17 protein-coding genes are annotated in these 14,824 nt (G+C 37.5%); 16 read left to right on the top strand and 1 reads right to left on the bottom strand.

The window, feature by feature from the left end; translation table 11 throughout:
- Positions 1 to 133 precede the first annotated feature (133 nt).
- From J7E16_RS03915 to J7E16_RS11400, 8 genes are all read left to right on the top strand, one after another.
- Positions 134 to 325: a heavy-metal-associated domain-containing protein gene (locus J7E16_RS03915; protein ID WP_214888921.1), complete on the top strand. Its 192-nt coding sequence runs from the start codon at positions 134 to 136 to the stop codon at positions 323 to 325.
- A gap of 50 nt (positions 326 to 375) precedes the next feature.
- Positions 376 to 2,283, top strand: coding sequence for a heavy metal translocating P-type ATPase (locus J7E16_RS03920; protein WP_214888924.1), 1,908 nt, complete (start codon positions 376 to 378; stop codon positions 2,281 to 2,283).
- Positions 2,284 to 2,396: 113 nt separating this feature from the next.
- Positions 2,397 to 2,960: a Dps family protein gene (locus tag J7E16_RS03925; RefSeq protein WP_214888927.1), complete on the top strand. Its 564-nt coding sequence runs from the start codon at positions 2,397 to 2,399 to the stop codon at positions 2,958 to 2,960.
- 476 nt (positions 2,961 to 3,436) lie between these two features.
- Positions 3,437 to 4,039: a cob(I)yrinic acid a,c-diamide adenosyltransferase gene (locus tag J7E16_RS03930; protein WP_214888930.1), complete on the top strand. Its 603-nt coding sequence runs from the start codon at positions 3,437 to 3,439 to the stop codon at positions 4,037 to 4,039.
- A 532-nt stretch (positions 4,040 to 4,571) separates the two neighbouring features.
- A complete protein-coding gene (locus J7E16_RS03935) occupies positions 4,572 to 5,801 on the top strand; it encodes an MFS transporter (RefSeq protein ID WP_214888933.1) in 1,230 nt (409 codons plus the stop codon).
- A 288-nt stretch (positions 5,802 to 6,089) separates the two neighbouring features.
- Complete coding sequence (locus tag J7E16_RS03940) at positions 6,090 to 6,569, top strand: permease (RefSeq protein ID WP_214888936.1); 480 nt, start codon at positions 6,090 to 6,092, stop codon at positions 6,567 to 6,569.
- Positions 6,570 to 6,571: 2 nt separating this feature from the next.
- Positions 6,572 to 7,111, top strand: coding sequence for a permease (locus J7E16_RS03945; RefSeq protein WP_214888938.1), 540 nt, complete (start codon positions 6,572 to 6,574; stop codon positions 7,109 to 7,111).
- A gap of 266 nt (positions 7,112 to 7,377) precedes the next feature.
- Positions 7,378 to 7,926: a cation diffusion facilitator family transporter gene (locus J7E16_RS11400; RefSeq protein WP_251006056.1), complete on the top strand. Its 549-nt coding sequence runs from the start codon at positions 7,378 to 7,380 to the stop codon at positions 7,924 to 7,926.
- A gap of 477 nt (positions 7,927 to 8,403) precedes the next feature.
- Here the strand turns inward: J7E16_RS11400 and J7E16_RS03955 are convergent, their stop codons facing one another.
- The gene (locus tag J7E16_RS03955; RefSeq protein ID WP_251006057.1) at positions 8,404 to 8,841 is read right to left on the bottom strand and encodes an OsmC family protein; all 438 of its coding nucleotides are present in this window, start codon (positions 8,839 to 8,841) and stop codon (positions 8,404 to 8,406) included.
- 244 nt (positions 8,842 to 9,085) lie between these two features.
- Here J7E16_RS03955 and J7E16_RS03960 point away from each other — a divergent pair, with 244 nt between their 5' ends.
- From J7E16_RS03960 to arsB, 8 genes are all read left to right on the top strand, one after another.
- Positions 9,086 to 9,373 (top strand): ArsR/SmtB family transcription factor, encoded by a 288-nt coding sequence (locus tag J7E16_RS03960; RefSeq protein ID WP_251006058.1) that lies wholly within the window; start codon positions 9,086 to 9,088, stop codon positions 9,371 to 9,373.
- Between the two features lie 21 nt (positions 9,374 to 9,394).
- The gene (locus J7E16_RS03965; RefSeq protein ID WP_214888940.1) at positions 9,395 to 10,399 is read left to right on the top strand and encodes a permease; all 1,005 of its coding nucleotides are present in this window, start codon (positions 9,395 to 9,397) and stop codon (positions 10,397 to 10,399) included.
- Positions 10,400 to 10,434: 35 nt separating this feature from the next.
- Positions 10,435 to 10,668 (top strand): thioredoxin family protein, encoded by a 234-nt coding sequence (locus J7E16_RS03970; RefSeq protein WP_214888942.1) that lies wholly within the window; start codon positions 10,435 to 10,437, stop codon positions 10,666 to 10,668.
- Positions 10,669 to 10,831: 163 nt separating this feature from the next.
- Positions 10,832 to 11,197 carry an arsenite efflux transporter metallochaperone ArsD gene (gene arsD, locus J7E16_RS03975; RefSeq protein WP_214888944.1) on the top strand — a complete coding sequence of 122 codons (366 nt, stop codon included), beginning with the start codon at positions 10,832 to 10,834 and terminating at the stop codon, positions 11,195 to 11,197.
- 14 nt (positions 11,198 to 11,211) lie between these two features.
- A complete protein-coding gene (arsA, locus tag J7E16_RS03980) occupies positions 11,212 to 12,960 on the top strand; it encodes an arsenical pump-driving ATPase (protein ID WP_214888946.1) in 1,749 nt (582 codons plus the stop codon).
- 33 nt (positions 12,961 to 12,993) lie between these two features.
- Complete coding sequence (arsD, locus tag J7E16_RS03985; RefSeq protein WP_214888949.1) at positions 12,994 to 13,329, top strand: arsenite efflux transporter metallochaperone ArsD; 336 nt, start codon at positions 12,994 to 12,996, stop codon at positions 13,327 to 13,329.
- A 20-nt stretch (positions 13,330 to 13,349) separates the two neighbouring features.
- Positions 13,350 to 13,694, top strand: coding sequence for an ArsR/SmtB family transcription factor (locus J7E16_RS03990; protein ID WP_214888952.1), 345 nt, complete (start codon positions 13,350 to 13,352; stop codon positions 13,692 to 13,694).
- A 24-nt stretch (positions 13,695 to 13,718) separates the two neighbouring features.
- Positions 13,719 to 14,798 (top strand): ACR3 family arsenite efflux transporter, encoded by a 1,080-nt coding sequence (arsB, locus tag J7E16_RS03995; RefSeq protein ID WP_214888954.1) that lies wholly within the window; start codon positions 13,719 to 13,721, stop codon positions 14,796 to 14,798.
- Positions 14,799 to 14,824: the final 26 nt, after the last annotated feature.

Here is a 14,824-nt window from a genome sequence, read left to right on the forward strand (position 1 = left end):
AAGAGGTGGAATCGTTATTCTATTCACCAGAAATAGAATAGTTTAGTCATTCTTGATCCTAATCAATTTTTAACAGCTTCTTGAGCGGTAATATAAAGATAGAAAGAGACGAGGAAAGGAAGGAGAAAGGTTCATGACTAAAGTCCTATTTCAAATCGACCCACTTGACTGCACTGGATGTGCTAAAAAAATAGAAAATCAGGTCAATGAATTAAACGGAATCGAGTCTGTGAAAGTCTTTCCTCAACTTGGGAAGATACGTACGACATTCGACAACAAAAAAGTAACGATCCAACAAATTGAAGCAGCCATTCTACAGGCATGATATCCTGTCCATTCAAAAGCAATTGCATAAAAAATTAAGGAGGAAGAAAAATGATTGCACATATCAACCACCATAAAAATCAGATCACTGCTTTAGCAGGTATTTTAATCATCAGCGGATTCATCTTTGGTTTCGTAGGAAACGGAGAATTAAAAGATATTGCCTTAATTAGCGCAACTATCCTTGCCAGTATTCCTATTTTCATTAAAGCCATTCAAGCTTTACGGATGAAGGCTTTCAGCATTGATCTGTTAGTTAGTATCGCCGTTCTTGGTGCTTTATATATCGGAGAATACACAGAATCATCTATTGTAACATTCTTATTCTTATTTGGAGACTATCTAGAAATGAGGACATTAGAAAAAACACGTTCATCGTTAAGAGAGTTGGTTGACATGGCACCCCAAGAGGCTACCGTTTTGCGAGCTGATGGAAAAACAGAAATTATCCCAGTTGAGGATGTTGTAGAAGGCGACCGCGTGGTTATTCATCCGGGTGGAAAAATCCCTGTTGACGGTAAAATCATGACCGGTAAAGCTTCCATTAATGAAGCAGCCATCACTGGTGAATCTGTTCCAGCTTCAAAGGTTATCAACGATAAAGTATTTAGTGGAACGATCTTAGACAATGGCTACATTGAAATGATTGCCGAAAGAGTCGGTGACGATACGACATTCGCTAAAATTATTGAACTTGTTGAAGAAGCACAAGAATCAAAATCTAAAGCAGAAAAATTCTTGGATAAATTTGCTAATATCTACACACCAGCTGTAGTCGTCCTATCGATTATTGTGTATCTCTTTACTAAAGATCTGCATTTGGCAATCACTTTCTTAGTGATCGCATGCCCAGGTGCTTTAGTTATCGGAGCTCCGGTCTCAAATGTTGCAGGTATCGGAAATGGCGCGAAAAACGGTGTTCTGATCAAAGGCGGAGAGATCATGGATAAATTTTCTAAAGTGGATACATTGGTCTTCGATAAAACAGGAACTTTAACAAAAGGGAAACCGGAAGTAACCGATATCCACGTATTTAACAAGGCCGATAAAGATACTTTATTAGGCCTAGTAGCTAAAGCAGAAACGATTTCTGAACATCATTTGGGACAGACAATCGTTAAAGCAGCACAGGACCGCGACATGGATCTTGCTTCAATGGAACTATCTGATGGAGAAGCAATCAAAGGAAACGGAATCAAGGCTGTTGTGAACAATCGTAAAATTGTTGCTGGAAATCGGAAACTAATGAAAAATGAGAACATCTCATTATCATCTGCTGCTGAACACTATGCAGTGAATCGTGAAAAAGCCGGCAACTCTGCTATCTTCATCGCTGTTGACGGGGAAATTGATGGTATCATCTCTATTGCTGATCAGATTCGTGACGATGCTAAAAGAGCCTTAACGCAAATGAGAGAAAACGGCATCAAAAAAATTGTTATGTTGACTGGTGACAACAAGCATACAGCGGAAGCTGTAGCAACTGAACTGGGATTAGATGAGTTCCATGCTGAATTATTGCCAGAAGACAAAGTAGACTATGTGAAAAAATTGAAAGAGTCTGGTCATATTGTTGCAATGGCAGGCGATGGGATCAATGATGCCCCTGCAATCGCAACGGCTGATATTGGACTAGCAATGGGTGAAGGCGGAACAGATATCTCAATGGAAACAGCAGACGTTGTCTTAATGGCAGATAAATTAATGCAGTTTTCTCATGCCTACTCATTGGCTAAAGCAACGACTAGAAATATGAAACAAAATATCTTCATTGCGGTCGGTGTTGTGGCCATTTTATTAACAGGAGTCTTAATGGGAGGCGTTCATTTAGCCTCTGGCATGTTCATTCATGAAGCCAGCGTATTGATCGTTATTCTAAATGCTATGCGTTTGATTCGCTTCAACCGTAAAAATATGCAACCTGTTAAAGAACTAGCTGCAGTCCCTGTAAAAGCTTGATCAAAAGGAACAATGCAGTGTGTAGCGAAGTTTTTATCACAATATTTAAGGAGATGATCAGCTAGAAAAAGTAATTACATCACTTGAAAAAAAACTATTAGGAGGAATTAATAATGACTGAAGAACACACACACAAAGAACAGACAACTGAAGAATTGCATCAAGTGGAGATCGTTCAGGAGGAAAAAGAACACGATTACAACAATCCAACGGCAGCAGCTATGACGAATCATATCATTTCTAATCAAGCTTTCTTACATGTGAAATTACACCAATACCATTGGTATGTTAAAGGTCCACATTTCTTTACCTTACATGCAAAATTTGAAGAACTATATGATGAAAATAGCAAGTATTATGACGAAATTGCAGAACGCTTAATTGTCTCAGGTGCTAAACCAGCGTCAACTAATGAAGAGTATGCGAAGTATAGCTTGGTCGCTGAATCACCTAAAGATAAATACTTGTCAGATGAAGAAATGGTCGAAAAATTGGTAGATGATTACCGAATTACAAGAGATTTGACAAAAAGAACAGTTCTTTTGGCACAGAAAGAGGTAGATCATGTGTTAGAAGATACTATGGTTGGATACAAAAACTATCTGGACAAAACCATTTGGATGTTACAAGCTTTTCTAGGTAAATCAGCTCTTGAAGGAGAAGGAGACGATGAATAAAAGTTTCTTGATAACTAGCGCAGCCGCTATACCAGGAGTTTTGTATATTCGTACAAAAAAAGATAAATAAAAATTCGTTGAATTTACTGCAAATCCGGTCGTAGCTTTTCCAACTATTATCAAGTCTATATACGAGTACATTCGTGTGTAAAACGCTGTTATTGAACGATGCATGGAACCTTTATCGGAGGAAATAAAACTGGCATTTACAAAACGTGAGCCAAAATTTAGTGAAAAGAATGAAGGCACAGTCTTTTTTGCCATCCATTTCCAATCTGCATCTGTTACAATAATCCGACTAGTCCAGCTTTAACAGTTAAGTTCTAATAAGACTTTCAAAGTGGGCTTATAGGATTCAGTTATGGTTAAGAAGCTTTTAGATAACTATTTTTAATTTGTGGACTCTTTAAAAATAAACCGGCACAATCTATCTTAAGTCGGTATAATCAAATGATGAAAGAACTGGGGGAATCAGTATGCAGTATTATACAAAAAGAGGCGATCAAGGCAACACGAATATTATAACTGGCAGAACGGTACGTAAAGACTCTACTCGAGTAGAAGCTTATGGTACGATCGATGAATTGAATTCCTTAATAGGTCTTATTGTCAGCCAAGTTGATGGGGAAAATCTGGAGTTGAAAGATGAACTTCTTATGATCCAACATTTCTTATTCGATTGCGGCACCGATTTAGCAGTGCCTGATGAAAAAATACCGTATAAGATCACGGAAGAAGAAACTAAATTCTTGGAACAACGTATCGACTACTATACACCTATCCCCGTAGAAGTTGATAAATTTATCATCCCAGGGGGTTCTCCTTTGGCTTCACTTATGCAATTAGCTAGAACGATCACTAGAAGAGCAGAACGAAGAATTGTAACTTTTATTAACGAAGAAGAAAAAACAAATAGGCAAGTACAAATTTTTGTGAACCGTTTGTCTGATTATTTTTTTGCATTAGGCCGGGTCGTAAACCATAATGAAGGCATCAAAGAACCGCTTTATGAACGTGGTGGAACGGTCTTTCATGAAAGTTTTAAAACCGCTGATAAAAGAATGAAAAAAGAAGACTGACAGTTGATTTAGTATAAGTATAGTTTGAACTGAAAGAGGATTCTACCGCGTATAAGCAGTAGAACCCTTTTTTCATTTGTCTAGTTTGATTTTATGATCAGCGAAACTTGTAAAAGGGTGTAAAAAGGCTATAGATATACCCGTTCAATTTGAAAGAATCAACCGGTTTTTCAATGATAAAGAACAAACAGAGACTAAAGTTATAAATTATTCTATGTTCCAGAAAATCTTCTGGCTGATCACTATTTATTATTTTAGGACTGAATAGCGAAAAATTGCAACAAGTAGGAGGTTGCTTCGTAAGCCAATAGCAGCACAAGGCTTTGAACCGGAGTAAGTTTTTCATGTGATCCGGGTGTGAAAATGGATCACGTGATATTTTTCATTTAGTTATTGATATTTATCTATATAAGAGTATACTAATCGCATAGATGGATATCGATATTCATGAACACCTATATCTGCTCCATGTGACGACATTGGACAAGCAATCATTCAAAAAGAGATATTATAGAATAGTGGAGATGAACTTATGGAAAATAAAAACAAAATGATCACAGTATTGGGACTGATGGCGTTCCTTGCCAATGGAGATAACTATGCGGCTGCACCACTGATAATCAACATCGCTAAAGATTTGAATATAACGGTTGATGTTGCAGCTATGTCTGTTACGGCCTATATGCTTTCTTTTGGTGTTTTTACACTGATATTTGGGCCCATTTCGGATCGTTACGGTAAAGTTAAAATCATCAATATAGCTGCCATAGGGACAGCTATTTTCAGTGTTTTGGGGGCCTTTTCATTTAATCTGCCTTCGCTCATCTTCTTTCGTGCAATGAACGGGGCTTTTGCAGCAGGAATTTTCCCTGTTACTATGGCGCTTGTAGGGCAAAGTTTTGATGATCAGAATAGACATAAGGCTCTTGGAAAAGTCATGGGACTAATGTTCCTTGGTGGAGCAATGGCTACAGCAATCGGTGGCGCCTTAGCCTACTTTGGTTCATGGAGAATGGTATATATCGTTTACGGTATAGCTGAATTAGCACTTGCGTTCGTCATGTTGAAGATCTTAGAACGTGATCAACCAGTCGTTACTGATTTGAATTTTATCAAGGCTTATAAAGAACCTCTTACCAATTATCGATTCATGAGACTTGTGACGACAATTTTCTTTGTCGGATTTTGTGTTTTTGGAAGCTTCACTTACTCTGGTCAACTCTTGCAAGAAATAACAGGATATAACATTATGATTGTTGGACTTATCTTATCTCTCTTTGGAGTAGGGACAGTAATTGGTGGAAGAATCGCACCGAAACTGAAGCAAGTTTTGAAACACGGTTTCTTAGTGTCGGCTGGGATCATAGGTGGGATAGCTCTTTTCGCACTATCGGCTTATGAAAATGTATGGATTTTGGGTATTGGCTTGCTTGGTTTTGGAATAGCCTTTATCTTCCTTCAGTCTACATTGATAGCTACCGCACAAGAAAAACTCCCTAAAATGAAGGGAACGGCTATGTCACTGGCCTCTTTCAATATGTTTGTCGGAGGAGCAATCGGCACGAGCTTCAATGGTATGGTGATGCAAAAATACGGAGTTTCAACCATATTCTATAATGCCTCTTACATCATCCTTATCGTAGGGATTCTGGCGGCCATATTTACGGCACGCTTCGAAATGAGAAAAAAAAAGGCTCTTGCAACGAAACAAACTAAAATGGAAGGTTTCGTAATGAATAACCAAGGTGAAGACAATGTCTGAACACAACCTTCGTAGTTGCTAGTGTTATCCATCAGTTTATTTTATGCGAAGCTTTTAAAAGGTTGCGCTCGTTAGGAAGCATTAATGAGACGTTTTGATGATAAGCGTTGCATCTATTGAACTCATTACAAATGTTGTTTCTGTATTTTTAGTGGAAAAAGATTTCCATGTTACTCCTCAAGCAGAGCTTAATAATTGCTGTGACAAATTTTTTTTAGTTCAAGATTGATCGAATACTGATTGTATATCTCTAACCTTTCAAAAAAAATATAGACAGAAGGTGTTTTGTTGGATACTTATATTATGTATGGTATAAGCCTATTATTTTTAGCAGTTTCATTTTTTAAAGATAAAAAGAGAACAAAGATGGCTTTAAAAAAAGGGTGGAAGTCATTTGAAAATATCTTGCCGGAGTTTTTGGTCATCATCCTACTTGTTGGCGTATTGCTTGCCTTTTTAAATGTCGATTTGATTACAAAAATCATCGGTTCTAGTTCAGGTTGGTTAGGAGTCATTTTTGCAGCCGTGATTGGTTCTATCACATTGATACCTGGATTTATTGCTTTTCCTACCGCGGCTTTGCTTTTGCAAGGTGGCGCCGGGTATATGCAGATAGGGGCTTTCATTTCTAGCCTGATGATGGTTGGTGTTGTGACGATTCCGGTTGAACTAAAATATTTCGGTAAAAAACTGACTGTGTTGAGGAATCTATTTGCGTTTATTTTCTCCTTAATGGTTGCCTATATTATTGGATTGGTGGTGGGTTAGTGATGAAATTTATTTTGTCAAGATACAGAGCTTTCCTTTTTACAGTAGTATTGGTTGGCATACTGACGCTCATCAACAGGGAAACAGGTTTGAAAGCCTGGGATATTTCTATATCCTCCTTCAAAGAAATGCTGTTTGTTATTCCGCCTGTATTTGTCTTGCTCGGTCTCTTAGACGTGTGGGTGCCCAAAGAAACAATGATCAAATATATGGGTGAGGGTTCTGGCTTGAAAGGGATTTTGTTGTCCATATTGTTAGGGTCTGCCGCTGCAGGACCTCTTTATGGTGCATTCCCAATTGCAGCGGTCTTCATGAAGAAAGGTGTGAAATTTAGCAATGTTCTTATCTTTGTAGGCGCTTGGTCAACGACCAAAATTCCGATGTTTCTGTTTGAACTCTCTTCGCTAGGTGCTAAATTCGCATTTACAAGACTGGCGATCGATATCCCAGGAATCATCTTGATGTCCTACATTTTGTCAAAATCTGTATCATCAAACCAAATCAAAGCAATCTACGAGAATGCTGAAAAAATTAGCAACTAAAAAGGAAAGCGGCAAAAATCACATCGATACAAATGAGAGCGATGAAGCTTTAGCAAGACTGGCCGTCGAAGTGGAAAAGATGTTCCGTCTACAATAAGATGAAGGATGCTGGCGGTGAAGTTTTATCCTATTAGGTGAAGAAAGCCTGATTCAAGATCACCGAATGCTTTGATGATAGTACTGCAAGGCTATTTCCAACCTTTCTTCATTTTTATAAGCGTCGCAATGAAATGGTTCTCAATCTGTTTGTGTGGGAGGAAATAAAAATGAAAAATCCTATCCAAAATAAAGAAAATAAAATACAACCCACTTCTCATCACCATGGAAAAAATGTGCAGGCAATAAAAAACATGAAAATCGTCTTCTTTATTAATCTTATTTTCTCGATTTCAGAATTTTTCTTCGGTATTCTCTTTAATAGTGTGGCTATTTTGTCAGATGCGGTCCATGATTTAGGTGACTCTGTTTCTGTTGGATTAGCCTGGTTCTTCCAAAATTATTCCAGTAAAGAAAATGCTGAGAAATTCAGTTTCGGATATCAGCGATTTTCATTGGTAGGCGCCCTCATCACAGCAGCTATTTTAGTCAGCGGCTCCATCGTCGTTTCCTTTAGAAGTATCCCTTTGCTCATGAACCCGGAACCAGTGAATGCAACTGGCATGTTCTGGTTGTCATTAGTAGCCATTGGACTCAATGGTTACGCTGCATGGCGTTTAAGTAAAGGCAATTCAAAAAATGAAAAGATGTTAAATCTGCATATTCTGGAAGATGTTTTGGGCTGGGTAGGCATCTTTGTTGTCAGTATCGTTATGTAGTTCACTGATTTTTATATATTGGACCCTATTTTGTCAGTAGGCATTGCGGTTTATATTCTTATCAAGACCCTACCTCAGTTATATAGCACCTTGATGGTTTTTTTGGAGGGTGTCCCAGAAGGGATCGAAGTCAAAGAAATCGAGGCCAATATTATGGCTATTCAGGGAGTAAAGAATTTTTCTCATTTTCATTTTTGGTCCATCGATGGGTAAGAAAGCGCTTTTTCTGTAACGATTTTACTCTCACCGGATGATTCCCGCTACGCAGATCGCATCAAGAAAGAAGTACGGGAACAAATCAAAAATTTGAATGTGACCCACTCGACTATTGAAATAGTTACAGAAGAAAAGGATCTACAAAAATAGGAAGGTCCGGATATTCCCGGACCTCCTTATTTTTTTGATCCAAGCATTTTAGATGCATATTATAAAAGAAAAAGAATTTTTAGCGTTCCGCTTCAAATTGATCCGTAACGCTTACTGATCCAAGATTTCTTGTCCATTTAACCGGAGTTGATAGATTATATCTGGTTTCAGTGAGTGGGCAACCGGGCAATATTTTTCCGCACTGATTTTGATGGCACGCCATACTTTATCTGTGGGGACATCACCGGTTACTATGAAAGTGACAGTGATTGCTGTAAAATCTTTGGGTTGTATTTCTCTTTTTGTTCCTTGCGTAACGATCTCAATACTGTTTACTTGATCCATGTGTGGCTGAAGGATAGCTGTGAAATCCATTCCCACACATCCAGCAAGCGCCCCTAGAAGCGCTTGCATCGGTAAGAGCCCCTTTTTTTGGCCACCTGCTTCCATATGAGCATCCATTTTAAGCTGATTGCCATCGGAATTGGTCATCGAAAAAATAAAGTCATTTTCCCATATTATCGATACTTGCATTTTGTTGCTTTCCATTTTAATCCCTCATTTCTTTTGTCAGGTCTATAGGCTTCTTTTAAGACTTATATTAACACCATCAGGGAGGTAATAGAAAGAAAACGGTTTTTTAAAGAAAAAAACAAAAAAGATATTGATATTTATCTATATTGGAGTATAGTAATAAATATAGATGAACTTCGATATCGATATTCATGAATCTTGTTGCTATCTTTAAATAAATAAAAATCATTGTGACGACAATGCCGGAAGGAGTTTTTTGATGGAACAAAATTACAAAGTATACGCAAAAGCTTTAAAAGTTTTATCAGATGAAACAAGGTTAAAAATTATGGATTTGTTAGGGGATGGTGAATTATGCGCCTGTGATTTGTTGGAAGAATTTTCGATCACGCAGCCGACGCTTTCCTACCACATGAAAACTTTATGTGACAGCGGTTTGGTTGTCAGCAGAAAAGATGGCAGTATGGTGAAATATACCATCAACCATGAATCCTTGGATGACTTGAAGGCTTTCTTTAAACGAATGTCCAGCGAGATGCCTGTATAAAAAATGTAGGAGATGCAAATAATGAATGTATTCACTTGGCTGAATGATCAGCTATTCAAAATGGTATGGTTAAATGATCTGATGGGCAAATTAGTTGAAAATGTTTTTGGCTTAGACCTTAATGGCCGTACTGGAGCTAGTTTGCAATTTTTCCTTTTTGATACCGTAAAGATCTTTATCCTGTTATCGGTATTGATTTTTATGATCTCTTATATTCAAAGTTATTTCCCACCAGAACGGACGAAAAAGATTTTGGGTCACTTCAGTGGTGTGACAGCCAGTACACTGGCTGCTTTACTTGGTACGGTGACGCCTTTTTGTTCCTGTTCTTCAATCCCGTTGTTCATCGGATTCACCGGTTCTGGCTTGCCATTAGCAGTAACGTTTTCCTTCTTGATCTCTTCTCCATTAGTCGATTTGGCATCTGTCATCTTGCTAGCAAGCATTTTTAATTGGCGAATTGCCTTTGCTTATGTTGTTGTCGGTTTGTTTTTGGCGGTAGTCGGTGGTACCATCATCGGAAAAGCCCATCTGGAAGATCAAGTGGAGTCTTTTGTTTATGGCAACGGTAATGGGGATATTCCTGAAGAGGAATTAACCAGAAAAGACCGAATTGTTTTTAGTGTAGAACAAGTAAATGATGTCGTCAAAAAAGTATGGCTTTATATTTTGGTTGGTGTTGGAATTGGTGCAGCTATCCATAACTGGATACCGGAATCAATAATTACCGCCATCTTGGGTCAAGATAAATGGTACTCCGTATTAGTAGCATCCTTTGTTGGTATACCAATGTACGCAGACATTTTTGGGACTTTACCGATTGCAGAAGCATTAGCTGCAAAAGGCGTTGGCTTAGGGACAGTCCTAGCCTTCATGATGAGTGTGACAGCTTTGTCCTTGCCGTCGCTTATCATGCTGAAACAAGTTGTAAAACCGAAACTACTAGCTGTTTTCTTCACGGTCGTTGTTTTAGGAATTATCCTGATTGGCTACTTATTTAACTTCTTTACACCATTCTTTATGTAGAAAAACGATAACTATTAACTAGGAGGAATTTTATTATGGAAATTAAAATTTTAGGTTCAGGTTGTAAAAATTGTGTGAAATTGGCTGGCAATACAGAAGAAGCATTGAAGACTCTAGGCATGGAAGCAACTATCACAAAGGTGACCGATCTGCAAGAAATCGTAGCTTACGGTGTTATGAGGACACCCGCACTTGTCATCGACGAGAAAGTCGTTTCTTACGGAAAAGTAGCTAAACCGGAAGAAATTGTAGAAATATTAAAAAAATAAAAAATTTTTAAAAGTGCTGTGCAGGGAAACTCCTTGTCAGCACTTTTTTTAATGCCCGTTATTTGTAATTGACTATATATGAATTAAGTTTTATAGTGTATACATAGGCAAATGTCTATGTACGAGCGCCAAATTAGTTACATGTAAAAGGAGTAGATAAAAGATGACAGATTTAACACTATTTGAACCAGCAATGTGCTGCAGTACAGGAGTATGTGGCCCATCTGTAAATGAAGACTTATTACAAATCACTTCAGTTATGAACGCTTTAGATACATTAGAGGGTTTTCAAGCCAAGAGATATAACTTATCGAGCAGTCCTCAAGCATTTGTAGAAAACGAAAAAATGAGTCAATTCTTACAAGAAAAAGGTGTTGAAGCGTTACCAGTAACATTATTAAATGGCGAAGTAGTTAAAGTTGGAAAATATCCTTCAATGGAAGAAATAACAGCTTTTACAGGCGTTAGATTTGCACCGATGGATTCAAATGACGGTGGCTCTTGTGGCTCAGGCTCAGGATGTTGTTAGGAGGAGTGCAAAAGATGAAAAATTATCAGCCAGAACAATTAAACCTTACAAAATATCTTTTCTTTACTGGTAAAGGTGGAGTAGGGAAAACATCTACAGCTTGTGCTACCGCAGTTTATTTGGCTGATAGTGGGAAAAAGGTTATGTTGGTTAGTACAGATCCTGCTAGTAATTTACAAGATGTTTTTAATAAAGAATTAACGAATAACGGCTTAGAAATTCCTGAAGTAAATGGGTTAACGGTAGCAAACTTTGATCCGATCACTGCTGCACATGATTATATGGAAAGTGTTGTCGGTCCGTACAGAGGGGTATTGCCAGATTCAGCTTTAGCCAATATGGAAGAGCAATTATTAGGCTCTTGTACCGTTGAAATTGCATCTTTTAATGAGTTTGCGGGCTTTTTAACGAATCCAGCAGTTGAAGCTCAATATGATCACATCATTTTTGATACTGCTCCAACTGGACATACGTTAAGAATGTTGCAACTGCCTTCAGCGTGGAGTGACTTCTTGGATGAAAATACTACGGGTGTTTCCTGTATGGGGCAACTTTCAGGACTTGGCGATAAACAAGAAATGTATAAGCACGCAATTGGTACTTTATCAGATGGAGCAAAAACGACCTTACTGTTGGTCACACGTCCACAAAACGGACCGCTTATTGAAGCGAATAGAGCTTCTGAAGATTTAAAAGAAATCGGTGTGCTAAACCAGCAGTTAATTATCAATGGATTGTTAGAAGGACCCACAGATAGTGTTTCTCAAAAAATTTACGATGAACAGCAAGTAACGCTAAAAAAGATGCCTGAGAATTTGAAACAATTGTTAAAATTTATCATTCCATTACGTTCTTATAACGTAACAGGCGTTGAAAACTTACGGTTACTTTTAACTTCAGACCAACCAACTACAGTCATAGAGGCTCCAGAAGGCAAGGAGTACCCTGAATTACAACACATCGTAAATGAGTTAGACCGAACAAATAAAAAAGTTGTTTTTACTATGGGTAAAGGTGGCGTTGGGAAAACAACGATTGCTGCCGCTATAGCAACAGGTTTAGCAGCAAAAGGAAAAAAAGTTCATTTAACAACAACAGATCCTGCTGCTCATCTAGAATTTGTTATTAAAGAATCAGAGAATATTAAGATGAGTCATATTGATGAAAAAAAAGAACTACAGGATTATAAGGAAAAAGTGCTGTCTAAAGCTCTTGAGACGATGTCTTCTGAAGAATTGGACTATGTTAAAGAAGATCTCCGTTCTCCTTGTACTCAAGAAATTGTTGTTTTCAGACGATTTGCAGAGATCGTCGCTACAGTTGATTGTGACGTAGTTGTTATCGATACAGCCCCAACTGGCCACACCTTATTGTTATTAGATTCTTCTCAAAGTTATGCTAAAGAAGTGGAGCGAACTTCTGGCGAAGTACCTGAATCCGTTCGTAAATTGTTGCCAATTTTACAAGATCCAGAACAAACAGAAGTTGTAATGGTTACGTTACCTGAAAATACACCAGTGTATGAATCGATGCGTCTACAAGAGGATTTAGATCGTGCCAATATTGCTCATACTTGGTGGGTAATAAATAATAGTATGTTAACGAGTGGAACAACCAACGATATCCTAAGAGCTCGCGCACAGAGTGAACTGACGTGGATCGAAAAAGTAGCAGAATTGTCTAATAACCACTACGCTATAGTTGAATGGAGCACTACAGAACTTAAAGGAAAAACATTAACAACTATGTTAGAGAAAGAGTGAAGTGATTTTTATAATCAAGGGGGAGAATAGTAGATGGATAAACTAACTATTTATGAACCAGCGATGTGCTGCAGTACAGGAGTATGTGGTCCATCTGTTGATGTAGACTTAATTCGGATCACGAGTGTCTCACAGCAAATACGTAAATTAGATGGAAAGCAACTAGTGCGCTACAATTTGACTTCTAATCCTAACTCCTTCGTGCGAAATCAAAACGTCACAAAGGTAATGCAAGAAAAGGGAGTTGATTGTTTGCCTGTGACAGTATTGAATAACGAGACAATCGTAAAAATCAATGAATACCCAACAAATAAAGAAATTTCTGAGTGGCTTGAGCTGCGTTTGGAAGAAGCAGAAGTCTTGCGCTAGAAGTAGAAAGGAAGATAATAATGAGTTATGAAGACTATGCGAAGATTGCTAAAGCTTTGTCGGAACCCAAACGTGTAAAAATACTAGATATGTTGTCGTGCGGGAAAATGTGTGCCTGTGATATTTTAGAACATTTCGATTTTACACAACCAACCCTGTCCCACCATATCAAAATTCTAGTGGAAGCAGGTTTAGTGACATCTGTAAAGAATGGGACATGGCACTATTATTCGAACAATGAAGAAGTAGCAAATCAATACATTCAAGAGACCGTTCAATTATTGATGCATTCAGATGAATGTATCTGTAATGCAGAAGGAGATAAGGATAAGTCTGCTAGTTTGTCTTGCGATATTTCAGGTTAAAAAAAAGGTTAATGGAGGAAAATCATGAAAGAAAAAGGATCACAAGAAAAAGTGTCACCAAAAAACAGTGGAATTGGACTTTGGGAACGTTACTTAAGCCTATGGGTTGCTCTTTCTATGATTATAGGTGTATTGCTAGGGCAATTTATTCCTGTAATTCCTAACTTTTTAGGTCAATTTGAGTACTACAATGTATCGATTCCAACAGCGATATTAATATGGTTAATGATTTTTCCAATGATGTTAAAAATCGATTTCGGTAGTATTGTCAATGCAACAAAAAAACCAAAAGGATTAATCTTAACTACAGCAGTAAACTGGTTAATTAAACCTTTTTCAATGTATGCAATTTCTGCTTTTTTCTTTTTGGTGGTATTTAAACCATTTTTAAGTACAGAATTAGCTAATGAGTATATAGCTGGTGCTATTCTTCTGGGTGCGGCTCCTTGTACGGCTATGGTTTTTGTATGGAGCAAACTAACAAAAGGTGATCCAGCTTATACTTTACTACAAGTGTCTATAAATGATATTATTGTTCTCTTCCTTTATGCTCCAATTGTTGCGCTTCTATTAGGAATAGGGAACGTTTCAGTTCCTGTAAATACACTTTTACTCTCGATTTTTGTGTTTATTGTGATTCCGTTGGCTTTAGGAATAATCGTTAGAAAAAAAGTTATTAAGCAAAAAGGTGAACATTATTTTGAAAAAGATTTTGTAGATAAGTTTGATGGTACGACGCGAATAGGATTATTATTAACCCTCATTATCATCTTTTCATTCCAAGGTGAACGAATTTTAAGCAATCCTTTCCATATCTTATTAATCGCTATTCCATTGATTATTCAAAATATTGTCATATTCTTCATTGGTTATGGCGGTGCTAAAGCATGTAAATTGCCATATTCAATTGCAGCACCAGCAGCCATGGTTGGAACAAGCAACTTTTTTGAGCTTGCGGTAGCTGTTGCAATTTCACTATTCGGATTAAATTCTGGAGCGACTTTAGCAACCGTTGTAGGTGTTTTGATAGAAGTTCCTACTATGTTACTACTAGTTAAATTTTCAAATAAAACGCAACATTGGTTCGATGGATATGACTATTAAGTAAATCTTAAATTAAATGAAAAGAG

Source organism: Carnobacterium sp. ISL-102 (genome assembly GCF_018612935.1).
Classification (GTDB): Bacteria; Bacillota; Bacilli; order Lactobacillales; family Carnobacteriaceae; genus Carnobacterium_B; species Carnobacterium_B alterfunditum.

Bases quoted from the DNA above. Each gene is read 5' to 3' on its own strand.
- J7E16_RS03945 (WP_214888938.1), top strand. From the start codon at position 6,572: ATGAAATTTATTTTGTCAAGATACAGAGCTTTCCTTTTTACAGTAGTA.
- arsB (WP_214888954.1), top strand. From the start codon at position 13,719: ATGAAAGAAAAAGGATCACAAGAAAAAGTGTCACCAAAAAACAGTGGA.
- arsA (WP_214888946.1), top strand. From the start codon at position 11,212: ATGAAAAATTATCAGCCAGAACAATTAAACCTTACAAAATATCTTTTC.
- J7E16_RS03955 (WP_251006057.1), bottom strand. From the start codon at position 8,841: ATGGAAAGCAACAAAATGCAAGTATCGATAATATGGGAAAATGACTTT.
- arsD (WP_214888949.1), top strand. From the start codon at position 12,994: ATGGATAAACTAACTATTTATGAACCAGCGATGTGCTGCAGTACAGGA.
- arsD (WP_214888944.1), top strand. From the start codon at position 10,832: ATGACAGATTTAACACTATTTGAACCAGCAATGTGCTGCAGTACAGGA.
- J7E16_RS11400 (WP_251006056.1), top strand. From the start codon at position 7,378: ATGAAAAATCCTATCCAAAATAAAGAAAATAAAATACAACCCACTTCT.
- J7E16_RS03915 (WP_214888921.1), top strand. From the start codon at position 134: ATGACTAAAGTCCTATTTCAAATCGACCCACTTGACTGCACTGGATGT.
- J7E16_RS03960 (WP_251006058.1), top strand. From the start codon at position 9,086: ATGGAACAAAATTACAAAGTATACGCAAAAGCTTTAAAAGTTTTATCA.
- J7E16_RS03990 (WP_214888952.1), top strand. From the start codon at position 13,350: ATGAGTTATGAAGACTATGCGAAGATTGCTAAAGCTTTGTCGGAACCC.
- J7E16_RS03965 (WP_214888940.1), top strand. From the start codon at position 9,395: ATGAATGTATTCACTTGGCTGAATGATCAGCTATTCAAAATGGTATGG.
- J7E16_RS03970 (WP_214888942.1), top strand. From the start codon at position 10,435: ATGGAAATTAAAATTTTAGGTTCAGGTTGTAAAAATTGTGTGAAATTG.
- J7E16_RS03935 (WP_214888933.1), top strand. From the start codon at position 4,572: ATGGAAAATAAAAACAAAATGATCACAGTATTGGGACTGATGGCGTTC.
- J7E16_RS03925 (WP_214888927.1), top strand. From the start codon at position 2,397: ATGACTGAAGAACACACACACAAAGAACAGACAACTGAAGAATTGCAT.
- J7E16_RS03930 (WP_214888930.1), top strand. From the start codon at position 3,437: ATGCAGTATTATACAAAAAGAGGCGATCAAGGCAACACGAATATTATA.
- J7E16_RS03920 (WP_214888924.1), top strand. From the start codon at position 376: ATGATTGCACATATCAACCACCATAAAAATCAGATCACTGCTTTAGCA.